The sequence below is a fragment of the Janthinobacterium sp. B9-8 genome, assembly GCF_000969645.2.
Classification (GTDB): domain Bacteria; phylum Pseudomonadota; class Gammaproteobacteria; order Burkholderiales; family Chitinibacteraceae; genus Iodobacter.
Window position 1 is genome coordinate 3,514,751 of record NZ_CP014222.1, and the last position, 17,243, is coordinate 3,531,993.

6 protein-coding genes are annotated in these 17,243 nt (G+C 52.5%); 2 read left to right on the forward strand and 4 right to left on the reverse strand.

Annotated elements, in window-relative coordinates:
• The first annotated feature begins 89 nt into the window (after positions 1–89).
• Entirely contained in the window at positions 90–1,304 is a 1,215-nt protein-coding gene (locus VN23_RS15915; RefSeq protein WP_046351500.1) for an MFS transporter, read from the forward strand.
• 53 nt (positions 1,305–1,357) lie between these two features.
• On the opposite strand, the gene VN23_RS15920 is transcribed toward VN23_RS15915, so the two are convergent.
• Positions 1,358–1,891: a YfaZ family outer membrane protein gene (locus VN23_RS15920; RefSeq protein ID WP_046351499.1), complete on the reverse strand. Its 534-nt coding sequence runs from the start codon at positions 1,889–1,891 to the stop codon at positions 1,358–1,360.
• A 615-nt stretch (positions 1,892–2,506) separates the two neighbouring features.
• Here VN23_RS15920 and VN23_RS15925 point away from each other — a divergent pair.
• Positions 2,507–13,840, forward strand: coding sequence for a beta strand repeat-containing protein (locus VN23_RS15925; protein WP_062654921.1), 11,334 nt, complete (start codon positions 2,507–2,509; stop codon positions 13,838–13,840).
• Between the two features lie 85 nt (positions 13,841–13,925).
• Here the strand turns inward: VN23_RS15925 and VN23_RS15930 are convergent, their stop codons facing one another.
• From VN23_RS15930 to VN23_RS15940, 3 genes are all read right to left on the reverse strand, one after another.
• A complete protein-coding gene (locus tag VN23_RS15930) occupies positions 13,926–15,026 on the reverse strand; it encodes an alkene reductase (protein ID WP_046352575.1) in 1,101 nt (366 codons plus the stop codon).
• 198 nt (positions 15,027–15,224) lie between these two features.
• Complete coding sequence (locus VN23_RS15935; protein ID WP_046352574.1) at positions 15,225–16,247, reverse strand: NADP-dependent oxidoreductase; 1,023 nt, start codon at positions 16,245–16,247, stop codon at positions 15,225–15,227.
• 84 nt (positions 16,248–16,331) lie between these two features.
• The gene (locus tag VN23_RS15940; RefSeq protein WP_046352573.1) at positions 16,332–17,243 is read right to left on the reverse strand and encodes a glutathione S-transferase; all 912 of its coding nucleotides are present in this window, start codon (positions 17,241–17,243) and stop codon (positions 16,332–16,334) included.

Sequence of the window (17,243 nt, forward strand, 5' to 3'; positions counted from 1 at the left end):
CAGTACAAATACGCAAGCAGAGCATAACGCCCCAGCCCCACCTGCGCTTAAGATGTTTGACGCATTTTAACATACTGATTCTGAGATCTATGAAGCCAGCACCTGCACTATTGCGCAATCGCAATTTCCTTTTACTTTGGCTCGCCAGCCTGATTAGCAACTTTGCACTCGCCATCGCCATGCTGGCCGAAACGTGGCTGGTGATCAAAACCCTAGGAGCAAAAGAGCAATTGGGGCTGGTGATGATCGCCGGATCTGTGCCACGCATTATGTTGATGGCGATAGGCGGCGTGCTGGCCGACCGAATGAAACGCAGCCATATTATTCTGGCCTCGGTGGGCTTGCGGGTGCTGTTGCTGCTTGTGCTGGTGGGGATTGTTGCCAACGATCAACTCAGCATTGGCGTGATGGTGGGCTTTGCGCTGATTTATGGCGCGCTGGATGCTTTTTTCTGGCCTGCACGCGATGCGCTCGTCCCCAATATTGTGGCAGATAGCGATTTAACCCGCGCCAACTCCATCATGCTAACAACTAATCAAGTAGGTCTGGTTTTTGGCCCCGTGCTGGGTGGCACCATGCTGGCTTTATTTAGCTATGAAACGGTATTTTCACTCACCGCCATGATGCTAGCCGCCGGGCTGCTAGCTATGGCGCTGATCCGCGAACCTGAATTATTGGCAAATCGCAAGCGATTCAGCATGCTCAGCGAGCTAAAAGAAGGCATGCAGTACATGATTCAAACGCCCGTGCTGCGGGCCTTGATGCTGGTTTATGCTGCGGCTAATTTACTCTTTATGGGCCCCTTAGGATTAGGCGTGCCGCTGGTCGTGACCGATCTATTGCAAGGCAGCGCCAGTACACTTTCCTTTATGCAAAGCGCTTTTGCTGCTGGCATGGTGCTCGGCGGGCTGCTGCTTACCCTCTACCCGCCTACCCAAAAACGCCTGCTGATGATTACCGTGGTGATTGCTATCGAAGGCCTGCTGCTAGCCTCCTTAGCACTCGCCACTTGGCTGCCCGTAGCCTTAGGGGTGCAAGTCTTAATCGGGCTGGGCGTTGCCGCCAATAATGTACCAATGATGTCGCTTATCCAGCATTACGCCGATAGACAAAAATTAGGGCGGATTATGAGCCTGAATTCAATGGTCTCCATGGGCCTCACCCCGCTCTCCTACGCTCTAGTGACCGCCTTATTTTCTATGCATATCAGCATTCAGTGGGTGCTATCGGCCTTTGGCCTGCTACTGGCGCTGCTGATGATGGGGATGACCATGAAGATGCGGGTGATTAGAGAAGTTGATTAGCTAGCAGCCATAAAAAAACGCAGCCACCGCTGCGTTTTGTTTGTAAAACACGATTAGAAATTAAGCTGTGCGCCTACATACAGGCCATCGGCCATGCTTACCGAGCGGTTGCCGTCTTCGCCCTTCACATGGCTATATTGGTAACCTGCATCCAGCGATACCATTTTGGTCATATCCCAGCGAACACCTGCACGCATTTCTTTGTAATTTTCAACGCCACCGGATGCAAACCCAGATGGTGCCAAATAACCTTGGCCATAAATAGTAAACGCGCCAACAGGAATATCTACACCACCGCCTACAGCCGCGGCGTAATGATTATCCTGATGTTTTAAATCCATATAAACCAGCTTAGCGCCCGCTTTTAGCTTGGCAATACCCAGCGGCGCTTGCACGCCAAGGCCCAAAGAGCCCACATTACCCCGGCCATCATTCGTCAGCCAATCTGCACTGGTGGTCATCAAAAGCAGGCTGCCTTCATAGGATGCGCCAAAAAAACCATCGCCCACTCTGGCGGTTAAATCACCCGCCTGTGCGGCCATAGGTAAAGACAAAGCCAAAATTGCGCCTAGTAGTGTTTTTTTCATGCCAGCTCCAGCAGCGTTAAAACAAGGATATCCGTCAAATAGTAAGCTGTTGAAATAGCAATTGGGTAGGCTATTAATTCCGTTTTAATGATGCTTTTGTACAAGGCCTGTCAACCCCCTTGCCGCGCCCTAAATCAAACGCCCCTGATCGCAGATTTAAACGATTACATTGTCATTACGCATTTAAATAAACACCCCTGCGGGATTGATGACGATCCCCCATATTAAAAATCCATTTGCTCATCAAATAAAAAATCAATTTTAATCTATATTAAAAACCATTTCTAATTCTTACAAAAAGCACCGGTAGCTATCCTTCAAGTTTTCTAATTCATAACCGATAAATACACAGACAGCGGGCCTTTATGCCTTCCTGCCTTGGATAAGCATCCTGTCGGACTCAAGCCTTATTTATAAGAAACAGCAGTAGAATAGACTAAGCCTTTGCACTGCAGCTCACTGCCATATATAAATTGTAAGTTTTATTGCAAGAAATCCTTGACCGCGTTTAATCAATTTAATCATCCGCTTTTTAAGCATTAAATATATTTATTCTGAAAGCAATCCAGTAAGTATTTAAGTACGCCACTTTAAAACTCGCAATTGGATAGCAAGATGAGCATCTTTACCGGCATGTCTACCAGTCAAATCCTTGCTTTGACGACGGCACAAATCGCCAGTATTGATACCGCCAGCCTTGCATCTCTCTCTACCCTTCAATTAGCCACGCTAAGCACTCGTCAAATTGCAGCATTCAACACTCGGCAAATCAGCCAGTTAAGCAGCAGCCACATCATCGCCCTTAGCTCTAGTCAAGCCGCGGCGCTCAGCACCTCGCAAATTGCCGCACTCTCTAGCGCTCAGATTGCCGTATTGGAAAGCAGTGATTTTGCTGCGCTTAATACGGCGGCCATTGCCAACTTAAATACCCAGCAAATCAGCGGCCTGAGTAGCAGCCATATTGCGGCGCTTTCATCTGTTCAAATTGAAGCATTCAGCGTTGCACAGGTCAGCTCATTATCGAGCACCCAGCTGGCCGGGCTTGAAACAGCCGATATTGCCGCACTCAAAACCAGCGCCGTTGCTGCCTTATCCACCAGCCAGATCAGCACACTCAGCAGCAGCCAGATTGCAGCGCTTAGCTCAAACCAAGCCGCAGCGATCACCTCAACACAAATCACCGCCCTATCAAGCACCCAAATTGCAGCCTTTGAAAGTGCCGATTTTTCGGTGCTTAAAACCAGCGCCATCGCCGCTTTATCCAGCGATCAAATCAATGCCTTAAGCACTCTGCAAATTAATGTGCTGAGCACCAACCAAGCCACAGCACTCAGCTCCACCCAAATTACGGCCTTCTCAAGCACCCAGCTGCTCGCAATGGAAACAGCAGACTTTGCGGTGCTTAAAACCTCTGCTATTGCTGCCCTGTCTAGCCAGCAGCTTAATGCGCTCACGACTCTGCAAATTGCCAGCATGAGTAGCAATCAAATTAGCGCCTTAAGCACGGGCAATATGGCTAATGGCTTAAATAGCAATCAAATCAGCGCGCTGACCACACAACAAGCTGCGGCTTTAAGTGCGGCACAGCTAGCAGCGCTGACAACGACTAACTTTTCAGCACTGGAAAGCGCGGATATCGCCGTACTTAAAACCAGCGCCATTGCAGCCTTAAGCAGCAGCCAGATCAATATACTCAGCAGCAGCCAGACCATTGCGCTTACATCCAACCAAGCGGCAGCACTCACATCACTGCAAGCAGCGGCACTCTCGACCACCAGCATTGCCGCGCTAGAAACGATTGATTTAGCCGCGCTAAAAACCAGTGCCATTGCCGCATTAAATACCGCTCAAGCCAGCGTACTCGGCAGCAGCCAGATTGCTGCGCTAAGCACCAGCCAGATCACCGCCATCAGCACAGATAACTTTAGCGCCGGGCTAAACAGCGTTCAGATTGCCGCCCTCACTACCCAGCAAGCTGCCGTGCTTAGCTCATCGCAAGTAGCGGCACTATCGACCAGTAATATTGCTGCACTGGAAACCGCTGATTTAGCAGTGATCAGAACCGCAGCCATTGCAGCCATCAGTAGCCAGCAGCTCAATGCGCTGAGCACCCAGCAGGTGGCGAGCTTAAATACCAGCCAGATCACGGCGATTAGCACCGCAAATATCGCAAGCGGCTTAAGCAGCAATCAGGTTGTAGCACTCACTACCCAACAAGCTGCGGCACTTAGCTCATCGCAAGTAGCAGCACTATCGACCAGTAATATTGCTGCGCTGGAAACCGCTGATTTAGCCGTGATTAGAACCGCAGCCATTGCGGCCATCAGTAGCCAGCAGCTCAATGCACTGAGCACCCAGCAGGTGGCGAGCTTAAGCACCAGCCAGATCACTGCGATTAGCACCGCAAATATCGCAAGCGGCTTAAACAGCAATCAGGTTGTAGCACTCACTACCCAACAAGCTGCGGCACTTAGCTCATCGCAAGTGGCTGCATTATCGACCAGCAATATTGCTGCGCTAGAAACTGCCGATTTAGCCGTGATCAGAACCGCAGCCATTGCCGCCATCAGTAGCCAGCAGCTCAATGCATTAAGCACCCAGCAAGTAGCAAGCTTAAGCACCAGCCAGATCACAGCGATTAGCACCGCTAATATCGCAAGCGGCCTGAACAGTAATCAAGTTGTAGCACTCACCACCCTACAAGCGGCAGTGCTTAGCTCATCACAAGTAGCTGCGCTATCAACCAGTAGTATTGCTGCGCTAGAAACCGTTGATTTAGCCGTGATCAGAACTGCAGCGATTGCCGTTTTATCCAGCCAGCAAATGAATGCTTTAACAACCAATCAAGTTGATGCGCTCACCAGCAATCAGGCCATTGCGCTGACCACAAGCCAAGTTGCCACCTTATCGACTTTAAATCTGACGGCGCTGGAAACCGCCAACCTCACCGTGCTCAGAACAAATACCATCGGGGCCTTATCCAGTAATCAAATAAACGCGCTAAGCTCCGATCAAACGGCCAGCTTAACGAGCAGCCAGATCAGTGCGTTAAACACGACGCAAATTGCCAGCGGCCTAAGCAGTAGCCAGATTGTATCGCTCTCATCAAGCCAAATTGCCGCACTAAGCTCCACCCAGGCGGCGGCGCTTTCAACGACCAATCTAGCAGCGATGGAGACCCGAGATTTAATCGCGCTAAAAACCAGCGCCATTGCGGCCTTAAATACGGCGCAAATTTATGCGCTTAGCACCGATCAAATAGCCAACTTAAGCAGCAATCAGATACTGGCAATCAATACAGCGGCAATGAGCAGCCTTAGTAGCAATCAAATCGTTGCCCTTACCAGCCAACAAGCCGCCGCACTTAGCACAGCCCAAGTGCTAGCCCTTACAACAACAAATCTGGCCGCAATGGAAACGCGTGATTTAGTGGCACTCAAAACCAGCGCTATTGCGGCTTTAAATACGGCGCAAGCCAATGCACTCAGCACCGATCAAATCGCCAGCTTAAGCACAAATCAAATACAGGCCTTCAGCACGGCGACAATGGCCAAGCTAAATAGCAATCAAATTGTGGCACTCACTAGCCATCAGGCCGCCACACTCAGTTCAGCCCAAGTAGCCGCCCTTACAACGACCAATCTGGCGGCGATGGAAACACGCGATTTAGTGGCACTCAAAACCAGCGCCATCGCGGCTTTAAGCACTTTGCAAATTAGCGCACTGACCACGGATCAGATCGCCAACTTAACAACCAATCAAATTGCATCCTTAAGCACCACAGATATTGCCTACGGCCTAAGCACCAGCCAAATTGCCGCGTTTACCTCTAACCAAGCCGCAGCGCTCAGTAGTAGCCAAGTTGCCGTGTTATCAAGCAGCAATCTGGCAGCCATGGAAACCGTTGATTTTGCGGCGCTTAAAACCAGCGCCATTGCCGCGCTCTCCAGCACTCAAATCAATGCGCTAAGCAGCAATCAGGCGATGGCACTGACTTCTGCTCAGGCTGCGGTGTTGTCTTCCAAACAAATCGCCGCGCTGTCTACCCTTCATATTGCTGCACTAGAAAGCAGCGATTTAATCGCATTACAAACCAGTGCAATTGCGGTGCTCAATAGCGCCCAAGTGGCCGCAATGAGCAGCAGCCAAATCGCCAGTCTGAGCACGGCGCAAATTGCGGTATTAAATACCGCAGCCCTAGGCAGTGGGCTAAATAGCGATCAAGTTGTTGCCTTAAACACCAGCCAAGCCGCCACCTTAAGCAGCGCCCAAGTAGCAGCCCTTACAACGACCAATCTGGCGGCAATGGAAACGCGCGATTTAGTAGCGCTCAAAACCAGCGCCATCGCTGCGCTTTCCAGCAATCAGCTCAAAACGCTGACTACCGATCAGATTGCCAACTTAACAAGCAGCCAGATCGCTGCGATCACCACCGCCAATGGCCTGACGAGCAATCAGATTGTGGCGCTCAACACCAGCCAAGCCGCTACTTTAAGCAGCGCCCAAGTAGCAGCTTTATCCACCGCCAATCTAGCGGCGATGGAGACCCGCGATTTAACACTGCTCAAAACCAGCGCCATTGCGGCTTTGAATACTGCGCAAGTGAATGCTTTAACGACTGATCAAATTGCCAATCTGACCAGCAATCAAATTGTGGCTTTAAGCACGGCCAACCTTGCCTCTGGCCTGAACAGCAGCCAGATTGTGGCGCTCACATCCAGCCAGGCTGCTGCGCTAACAACTGCCCAAGTGGCGGCGCTTTCAACGACTAATCTTGCCGCAATGGAAACCGCTGATTTTGCGGCGCTCAAAACATCGGCCATTGCCGCTCTTTCTACACATCAAATTCAAGCGCTGACCTCAGATCAAGCCCTTGCCCTGAGCACCGCTCAAGCAGCAGCGCTCTCTTCAAAACAAGTGGCCGCCTTATCTACCGCCAGCATTGCGGCGCTAGAAACCAGCGATCTGATTGCCCTAAAAACCAGCGCTATTGCGGCTTTAACATCGGCCCAAGTGGCGGCCCTCAGCACCGGCCAAATCGCCAGCTTGTTGACCAGCCAGATCGTTGCGCTCAATACAGCGGATATCGCCAATGGGCTAAATAGCAGCCAAATTGTGGCGCTCAGCACCAGCCAGGCAGCGGCGCTCAGCTCCGCCCAAGTCGCGGCTTTATCGACCGCTAATCTGGCAGCGATGGAAACGCGTGATTTAGCTCTGCTGAAAACCAGCGCCATTGCGGCTTTAAATACTGCGCAAGTGAATGCTTTAACGACTGATCAAATTGCCAATCTGACCAGCAATCAAATTGTGGCTTTAAGCACGGCCAACCTTACCTCTGGCCTGAACAGCAGCCAGATTGTGGCGCTCACATCCAGCCAGGCCGCTGCGCTAACAACAGCCCAAATGGCGGCACTTTCAACGACTAATCTTGCCGCAATGGAAACCGCTGATTTTGCGGCGCTCAAAACATCGGCCATTGCCGCTCTTTCTACGCATCAAATTCAAGCGCTGACCTCAGATCAAGCCCTTGCCCTGAGCACCGCTCAAGCAGCAGCGCTCTCTTCAAAACAAGTGGCCGCCTTGTCTACCGCCAGCATTGCCGCGCTGGAAACCGTCGATCTGGCTGTCTTAAAAACCAGTGTCATTGCAGCACTGAGCAGCGCCCAAGTAGCCGTACTAAGCGCTAGCCAGATTGCCAGCCTAAGCAGCAATCAAATTGCTGCTGTAAGCACCGCCAATATAGCGAGCGCTCTTAATAGCAATCAGATTGTGGCGCTCACAACAAGCCAAGCTGCGGGGCTTAGCTCCGCCCAGATTGCCGCGCTATCGACCAGTAATCTGGCCGCGATGGAAACCCGTGATTTAGCCCTGCTTAAAGTAGGCAGCATTGCGGCGCTATCGAGCAATCAGGTGAATGCGCTTACGAGCGAGCAATTTGCCAGCTTGAGCACCAGCCAGATTGCGGCGCTGAACACCACGGCCATTGCTGGCGGCTTAAGAACCGATCAAATTGTGGCGATGAGCAGCAGCCAAGCCGCAGCTTTAAGCGCCACCCAAATGGCGGCTCTTTCCACCAGTAATCTGGCCGCGATGGAGACCAGCGATTTTGCAGCGCTAAGCGCAGCTGCCATTGCCAGCTTATCTAGCACTCAAGCAGGAGCGCTGAGCACCGATCAAATCATTGCGCTGACCACCACTCAAGCCGCAGCGCTGAATACTCGCCAAGCTGCGGCGCTCTCTAGCGCCCAGCTGGCAGCGCTTGAAACCAGCGATTTAGCAGTTATTCAGGCGGCATCGATTGCCGTTTTATCCAGCACCCAGATCAGCGGGCTGAGCAGTACACAGCAAAGCAGCTTAAGCACCAGCCAGATTGCCGCGCTGAACACCACGGCAATCGCCAGCCTCAGCACAGAAAAAGTAGCTGCCTTAACGTCAACGCAAGCCAGCGCACTCAATACCGCGCAAATTGCGGCACTATCGACAACGCAAATTGCGGCAATTGAAACGAGCGACTTTACCGTGCTGAGCAATGCGGCCATTGCTGCGCTTTTAACAACGCAAATCAGCGTGCTCAATACAGCCCAAATTGTTGCACTTAACTCCAGCCAAGCCAGCGTACTGACTACGTGGCAAGTTTCAGTATTATCAAGCACGCAACTTCAGGCGATGGAAACCAGCGACCTAGCCGTGCTAACCAGCACTGGCATCGCCGTTTTATCCAGCAGCCAAGCAACTGCACTGAGCACAGATCAACTGACCAACCTGAGCAGCAAGCAAATTGTGGCTTTAAATACCAGCGCATTAACAGGGCTAAGCACAGCACAAATTGCGGCGCTCAACTCTAATCAAAGCGCCGTTCTGAGTAGCAGCCAAATTGCCGTGCTATCGACCAGCCAAATCGCCGCCTTTGAAACCAGTGATTTGGCCGAGCTAAAAACCAGCGTGATTGCAGCGCTCAGCAGCAGCCAGCTGCAAGCGCTTAGCACAGAGCAAATCAGTAGCCTGACCACTAAGCAAATTGCCGCCTTTAATACTGCCGAAATGGCGAATTTAACCAGCACTCAGCTTGCGGCCTTAAACACTAAGCAAGCAGCAGTTTTAAGCAGCACACAAGCGGCCGCACTTTCTACCTTACAAATTATCGCTCTAGAAACCAGCGATGTGGCGGCGCTCAGCACCACGGTGATCGCCGCCTTATCCAGCAATCAGCTCACCGCGCTCACTACCGAGCAAATAGGCGCTTTACACACTGCAGAAATCGCCAGCTTAAGCAGCAGCCAAATTGTGGCGCTTACTTCAAACCAAGCCGCAGTATTAAGCTCTACCCAAGCAGCCGCATTATCCAGCCTGCAAATGGCTGCGCTTGAAACCACCGATTTGGCCGTGCTCAGCAGCACATCCATCGCGGTGCTTGCCAGTGCCCAAATCAACGCCCTCAACACCCAGCAATTTGCTAGCCTTGTCACCAGCCAGATCGCCAGCTTAAATACACAGGCCCTAGCTAGCTTGGGCAGCGATAAAGTGATTGCCCTGACCACCAGCCAAGCCGCAGCACTCACGGGCGTGCAAGCCGCAGCACTCACGACCAGCAATATCGCCGCGCTGGAAACCACAGATTTAGCCGTACTCAGCAGCAGCGCCATTGCCGCATTATCGACCAGCCAAATCACGGCACTCACAACCAAACAAATCGCGGCGCTAAGCACCGACTCCATCACCAATGGCTTAACCATTAATCAAGTTATGGCGCTCACATCCAGCCAAGTTGCTGCGTTTTCCATTGCCCAAATTGCCGCACTGTCTGAAAACACCATAGGCGGGCTTGAAACGTCTTACCTCACCTTAATCAGCACCAGCGCCATTGCGGCATTATCGAGCACGCAAGTCGGCTCGCTGACGGCGGCACAAATTGCCAAACTCAGCACCACGCAAATTGCCGTGCTAAACACCAATGCCGTCGCCAATTTAAGCGCCGATCAAGTGATTGCGCTCACGACCAATCAGGCATCCGCACTGACTACCAACCAAGTTGCCGTGCTTTCAAGCACCGCGATTGCTGCCATGGAAACCAGCGATTTAGCCACTTTTAAAACCACGGCCATCGCGGTGCTCAATAGCAATCAGATCAGCGCGCTGACTGTGGAGCAAATTACCAGCCTAAGCACCAAACAAATTGCCGTACTCAGCAGCAGTGGCATCGCGCGCTTAAGCGCCGATCAGGTGATTGCCCTCACCTCTAGCCAAGCCGCAGCACTGAGCACTAGCCAGATAGCAGCGCTGAGCACCACCGGCATCGAGGCAATGGAAGTTGACGATTTTGCGGCGCTTAAAACCAATGCCATAGCCGCGCTCACAACAAATCAAATCAGCGCACTGACCGCGGATCAAACCATTACCCTGACCACACAACAAGCCGCCGCGCTCAGCAGTAGCCAAGTTGCAGCGCTCAGCGCCAGTAATGTTGCGGCACTGGAAAGCCGCGATCTGATCGTACTCAAAACCACCGCCATCGCCGTATTAAATACCGCCCAAGTTGCAGCACTGAGCGGCGAGCAAATTGCCAGCCTGACGACCAATCAGGTCTTTGCCTTGAGCACAACAGCCATTGCCAACGGCTTAACAGCCGATCAAATGGTGGCGTTAACTTCGAAGCAGCTTGCAGCCCTCAGCACCGCTCAAATTACCGCGCTCACCACCACAAATATTGCAGCGATAGAGGCCGTTGATTTTGCTGCGCTGAAAACCAACGCAATTGCCGCCTTATCCAGCAGCCAGATCAATGCACTTAATGCAGATCAAACCGCTGCCCTCACCACACAACAAGCAGTAACGCTAAGCTCTAGTCAGCTGGCGGCGCTCACGGCCAGCAATATGGCGGCAATGGAAACCAGCGATCTGGCCGCTCTGAATACCACCGCCGTAGCCGTATTGAATACCGCCCAGGTAGCCGCTTTAAGCGGCGAGCAAATCGCCAGCCTGAGCACGCATCAAATTGTGGCTTTAAGCACGGCGGTCATTGCCAGCGGCTTAAGTGCAGATCAAATTGTTGCGCTCACATCCAAACAAACCGCTGCGCTGACCACAGCGCAAATCACGGCACTCACCACTGCTAGCATTGCAGCCATGGAAGCCACTGATTTTGCTGCGCTTAAAACCAATGCAATTGCCGCCTTATCCAGCAGCCAGATCAATGCTCTTAATGCAGATCAAACCGCTGCCCTCACCACACAACAAGCAGTAACGCTAAGCTCTAGCCAGCTAGCGGCACTCACAGCCAGCAATATGGCGGTGATGGAAACCAGCGATCTGGCCGCTCTGAATACCACCGCCGTGGCTATCTTAAATACCGCCCAAGTAGCCGCCTTAAGCGGCGAGCAAATTGCCAGCCTGAGCAGCAATCAAATTGCGGTATTAAGCACCTCGGCCATTGCCAGCGGGCTGAATGCCGATCAAGTTATTGCGCTGACCACCAAGCAAACCGCAGCGCTGACCACCGCCCAGGTGGCCGCGCTTTCCAACAGTAATATTGCGGCACTGGAAGGAGTGGATTTAGCAGCCATTAAAACCAGCGCAATTGCCATTTTATCCAGCGAGCAAGTGGCCGCCCTCAGCCCCGAGCAAATCGCCAGCCTGAACACCAAGCAAATTGCGGCTCTCAATACCACGGCGATGGCTAATTTAAGCGCCGATCAAGTCATCGCGCTCACTTCAAGCCAAGCCGCTGCGCTGACCACAAGCCAAGCCGTAGTACTCAGCACTAATAGCATTGCCGCACTGGAAGCCGCCGATTTTGCTGCACTCAAAAGCACCGTGATTGCCGCTCTTTCTAGCGATCAAATCGGCGCACTTACTGCCGAGCAAACCACGGCACTCACCACATCGCAGGCCGCCAGCCTGAGCAGCAACCAGATTAGCGGGCTATCGGCCAGCAATATATCATCGCTTGAAACCAGTGATTTACTAGCGCTTAAAACCAATACCGTTGCGGCATTAAACACGGCACAGGTGGCCGCATTAAGCGTTGAGCATATTGCCAGCATGAGCAGCAGCCAGATTGCTGCACTTAATACTGCTGCCATTGCCAACGGCTTTAGCGCAGAGCAAATCGTGGCGCTAACGACCAAACAAGCGGCAGCGCTCACCACGGCTCAGGTGTCCGTGCTATCCACCAGCCATATTGCTGCGCTAGAAACCGCAGATTTAGCCGCCATCAAAACAGCGGGCATTGCGGTCTTGTCTTCTGCGCAAGTAGCAGCACTGACAGAAGATCAAGCTGCCGCGCTAAGCTCCAGCCAGATTGCTGCGCTCGCTCCCAATAGCCTTGCGGCCATGAGCGTGGCAGATATTGCAGTATTAAAAACCAGCGGCATCGCGGCATTAAGCTCCGCCCAGGTCACGGCAATGAGCAGCTCGCAAATTGCCAGTCTGAGCACCAATCAGATTGTGGCTTTAAGCGTCGCAAGCATGGCAACAGGCTTTACCACCGAGCAAATTATTGCGCTGACCTCGATTCAAGCGGTGTCGCTCAGTGCCAACCAGCTAGCGGCTCTTTCTACCCAGCAAATTGCTGCGTTTGAGACCAGTGATCTTTCGGTGATCAATACAGCAGCGATTGCGGTTTTATCCAGCAATCAACTCAACGCCCTGAGTACCAGTCAAGTGGCCAGCTTAAATACCAATCAAGTTGTGGCGCTGAATTCGGCCAGCCTTGCCACGGGCTTTACTACCTCGCAAATTATTGCCCTGACGGCAGTTCAATCGGTGGTGATCACATCCAGCCAGCTGGCCGCGCTATCCACCAGTCATATCGCTGCGCTAGAAACCACTGATTTTGCCGTGCTTAACACCAGCGCCATCGCGGCCTTGTCGGAAAGCCAAGTCGTTGCCATCACCACCTCGCAAGCCGCCGTGCTGACCAATAGCCAGCTGCAAGCCTTCTCAGTGGGCAATTTAGCTGCGCTAGAAACCAGCGATCTGGCCGTGATCAGAAGCAGCGCCATTGCATCGTTAAGTACGTTACAGATTACAAGCCTGAGCACCAACCAGCTACAAGCCTTAACGACCACACAAAAAATGGGGCTGACCGGCGCTCAGCAGGCCGCCTTTAGCTCCGAACAAAATAGCGCCTTAGGTGCCCTTAGCCCAATCATTCTGGATCTTAATGACAATGGCATCAGCACAAGCAGCCTAGAGAGCGGGACTCAATTTGATTTACTCGCCAACGGCAGCAAAATCAAAACCGGCTGGGTAGGCCAAGGCGATGGCTTGCTGGTCATGGACAGAAGCCATGATGGCGTGATTAACGATGGGAAAGAATTATTCGGCACTTCCACCCTGCTAAGCGACGGAAGCAAAGCCGCCAATGGCTATGCTGCCTTGGCCGAGCTGGATAGTAATCACGATGGTGTGATTGATAGTTACGATAGCGACTTTGAAGAGCTGCGTGTCTGGCTGGATGCCAATCAGGACGGCATTAGCGACGCCAGCGAGTTAAAACGCTTGATCTCACTGGATATCAGCAAACTTAATCTGGATGTGCGCCAGGCGGCCGAAAAAGACAACGGCAATTTCATTGGGCTTAAATCGACATTTGAAACCACCGACGGCCAAATCCATACTGCCGCCGATGTTTGGTTTACCACCGAAAAACCCGCTGCAGCCACCGATCTGCGTACACAAGTGGTCAATATGGTGCAAACCATTGCAGCCTTTAACGAAGCCAGCACAAACGCATGGCAAGCCCCGGAAAAACTGCCTGTTTCCATCAGCAGCGATGCGATGCTCGCCTCACCAACGCTCAGCAAAGCCAGCCATATGGCGTCCCTGCTGAAAAACTTCGACGCCAACGGCCGCCTCATCGGCGGCACAGAAGCCCTCGTCTCAAGCGATCAAACTCTAAGGCTCAATGGCCTAGCCAATACACAGGCAGCAGGGATATTGGCATCGTAGGGTGGGCACTCCCTTGTGCCCACGCGTACCGTAAATGTGACAATCCACCGCGTGGGCAAGATAAATCGCCTTGCCCACCCTACCGTTACCCCAACACTGGGTAATCGGTATAACCCACTTCATCACCACCATAGAATGTCGCCTGATCTGGCGTATTCAATGCGCTGCCTTGCTGATAGCGCACCACCAAATCTGGGTTGGCAATAAACGGACGTCCAAAGGCGATTGCGTCTGCGGTGCCAGTGGCTAAGCGTGCTTCTGCTGTTTGTGCATCGTAGCCACCACAAGTGATAATCACACCCCGGTATTGCTGGCGTAAATCAGCGCGGAAGGTTTCGCTTAAAGGCTGACCGCCGGCCCAATCTGGCTCGGCGATATGTAAGTAAGCGACGCCAGCGCGGTTAAATTCCTCAGCCAGATACATTGTCATCGCTTCTGATTCGTCATCCACAATATCGTGAGCTACAAAGTTAGGCGATAAGCGTACCCCTACTTTATCTGCACCGACTTTTGCGACCACAGCATTAATCACTTCCAGCAAAAGACGAGCGCGGTTTTCCATATTGCCGCCGTATTGATCGGTGCGCTTATTGCTGCCCGTAGCTAAGAATTGCTGTAGCAAATAGCCATTGGCCGAGTGGATTTCTACAAAATCAAACCCTGCCCGCATCGCACGCTCTGCCGCGGCTACATAATCGGCCACAATGCCCGGCAGCTCTGCGGTTTCTAGAGCGCGCGGCGCATCGCAAGGCGCTCGGGTCGGTGTGCCATCTGGCAGAATCACAAAGCTGGTTGATTTCACCGCCTGAATAGCCGAAGGGGCCACGGGCGCTGCGCCGTTTTCCTGCAAATGGCGATTAGAAATCCGGCCCACATGCCAAAGCTGCATAGACATCTTGCCGCCCTTGGCGTGCACAGCATCCACTACCTGCTTCCAGCCCGCTTCTTGGGCATCGGTATACATGCCAGGGGTGAGCGAATAGCCCTGGCCCTGACGGGAAATTTGTGTGGCTTCGGTAATAATTAAACCGGCGCTGGCACGTTGTGCGTAATAGATGGCATTCATTTCAGTCGGCACATCGCCCGGCTGGCTAGCACGTGATCGAGTCAGCGGCGCCATAATCATGCGATTAGCGAGCGTGGTTTTGCCAATGATGATGGGGGTAAATAATTTATCTGCAGACATAAGATTTCCTTTATTGAATTGACTTTATAGTGCCTTCGGCACGTTAATTTTGGTGCGGGATCCCCGCGGGGACTCACTTTCTTGAACGGCCAAGAAAGTAAGCAAAGAAGGCCGCCCCGACCAGCACGAAGGCCCCTCATCTGCGGACAATCGAGCGGCGATAAAATTACAGTGAAAAATCCGGAGCAAAAATCAAACTTACTCAGCGACCTTCACCACTAACTTCCCTGCGTTCTTTCCTTCCAACAGGCCAATAAAAGCTTGTGGAGCGTTTTCCAAACCTTGTACTACGTCTTCGCGGTACTTGATTTTGCCCTCAGCAATCCACTGGCTCATGGCGGCGAAGAATTCACCGTAGCGATGGCCGAAATCGTCCCAGATAATAAAGCCTTGCATGCGAATGCGTTTTCTCAGCAGCGTACCCATCAGCATGGATAAGCGATCAGGGCCATCGGGCAGGCTGGTGGCGTTGTATTGCGAGATCAGGCCGCAAAGCGGTACACGCGCTGCAGGATTGAGCAGAGGCAGAACCGCATCAAATACCGCGCCGCCTACATTTTCGTAGTACACATCGATGCCTTTAGCGCAGGCCGCAGCCAGCTGCTCAGCAAAATCGCTGGCGCGGTGATCGATACAGGCATCAAAGCCCAGCTCTTTCACGGCGTAAGCGCATTTATCCGCACCACCGGCAATCCCAACCACGCGGCAGCCTTTGATTTTGGCAATTTGCCCGACAATGGCACCTACCGCGCCAGTGGCAGCAGCCACCACCACGGTTTCACCCGCCTTAGGCTGACCAATTTCCAGCAGGCCCATATAAGCGGTAAAGCCCGGCATGCCCAATACACCGAGTGCGTGTGATGGAGACGCCAAAGCGCCCAGCTTTTGCAGGCCAGTGCCATCCGAGATGCTGTAATCCTGCCAGCCACCAAAGTTCACAACTAAATCGCCCACGGCATAATCACCATTTTGCGATGCTTCAACGCGGCTAACCGTACCGCCGACCATTACAGCACCCACTTCAACCGGTGCGGCATAAGAAGGTGCATCGCTCATCCGGCCACGCATATAGGGATCGAGCGATAGATACAAGGCGCTCAGTAAGACTTCCCCACTGCCAATTGCAGGGAGCGCGTGCTCTTCTAAGCGAAAATCAGCAGGCGTAGGTGCGCCATGCGGACGGCGGGCTAAAACGATGCTGCGATTCAGTGTTGATGTCATGAGTAAGCTCCAGAGTGTTTGATCCTCAAACCTGAGGAAAACGATAGGAAACAAGGAAAAACCTTTTGCTTCCTATGAAATTAATTAAACAGCGCGAATTTCGTAATCCATACGTGGGAAATGAACGTGCAGCAGGCCACAAGCGGTGCTTTGACGAGCAATCACTATTTTTTGCTCATCCAAGTAAACCAGCTCGCCCGCGATGCGTTCCTGAGGGTAGCCTTCTGGCTGAATAGCCACTTTCTGACCTGCTTTAAATAGAAAATCTTGCATTTCACCAAGAGCGACAGGCTGGGCATGCTTTGCCACAGCAAACGCATCGCTCGCCGTGATGCTGCTCATTTCGCCATGGCCAAATGCCGCTATTCTGGCCATCCACGGCAATATAACCTTGGTGTTTGGGGCCAGCGCCTCTAAGGCATGTGCGCCCTGCAAAAACCACAGGGTGTGAAACACCGCAAAATCACCCGCGCAGGGATTGATGCCGCCCAGAAAATGAGCACCGCTTAAAGCTTGATCGAGCTGATCAATCAAGGCGCGTAGCTGAATAGTTAATTGCGCCTGATCGGCCAGCAATTGCGATTTTTGTAAAGGCAATTGGGGGTGCATGGCAATACGATCATCGAGCAAGGCTTGTGGAATATGCTCCACACGGCTTGCCATCAAATAACGTGCAGCACGCCAAAAGATATCCACATCAAATAAGCGGCCCAGCAAATTGGCTTGCGCCGCCTGTGGCCCTGAGGCTAAAGCAGGCAGAAGGGAGCGCTGTTCCAGCTCCGCAATAATCAACGCCGAATCACAATAAATATCTGCGCCAATTTGCAATACAGGCGCACGCCGGTATCCACCGGTGAGCTCCATTAAATCGGGTTTAGGCAGTACCGGCGGCATCAGGAGGGATTGCCACGCCAGCTGTTTAAACCCCAGATAGCATCGCACTTTTTCTGAATAGGGCGAGGCTAGGTAATGATGCAAAATCAGCGCAGTATTCAT

What these genes read in the sequence shown, in the direction of transcription:
- VN23_RS15915 (WP_046351500.1), top strand. Translation starts at nt 90, where the DNA reads ATGAAGCCAGCACCTGCACTATTGCGCAATCGCAATTTCCTTTTACTT.
- VN23_RS15920 (WP_046351499.1), bottom strand. Translation starts at nt 1,891, where the DNA reads ATGAAAAAAACACTACTAGGCGCAATTTTGGCTTTGTCTTTACCTATG.
- VN23_RS15925 (WP_062654921.1), top strand. Translation starts at nt 2,507, where the DNA reads ATGAGCATCTTTACCGGCATGTCTACCAGTCAAATCCTTGCTTTGACG.
- VN23_RS15930 (WP_046352575.1), bottom strand. Translation starts at nt 15,026, where the DNA reads ATGTCTGCAGATAAATTATTTACCCCCATCATCATTGGCAAAACCACG.
- VN23_RS15935 (WP_046352574.1), bottom strand. Translation starts at nt 16,247, where the DNA reads ATGACATCAACACTGAATCGCAGCATCGTTTTAGCCCGCCGTCCGCAT.
- VN23_RS15940 (WP_046352573.1), bottom strand. Translation starts at nt 17,243, where the DNA reads ATGAATACTGCGCTGATTTTGCATCATTACCTAGCCTCGCCCTATTCA.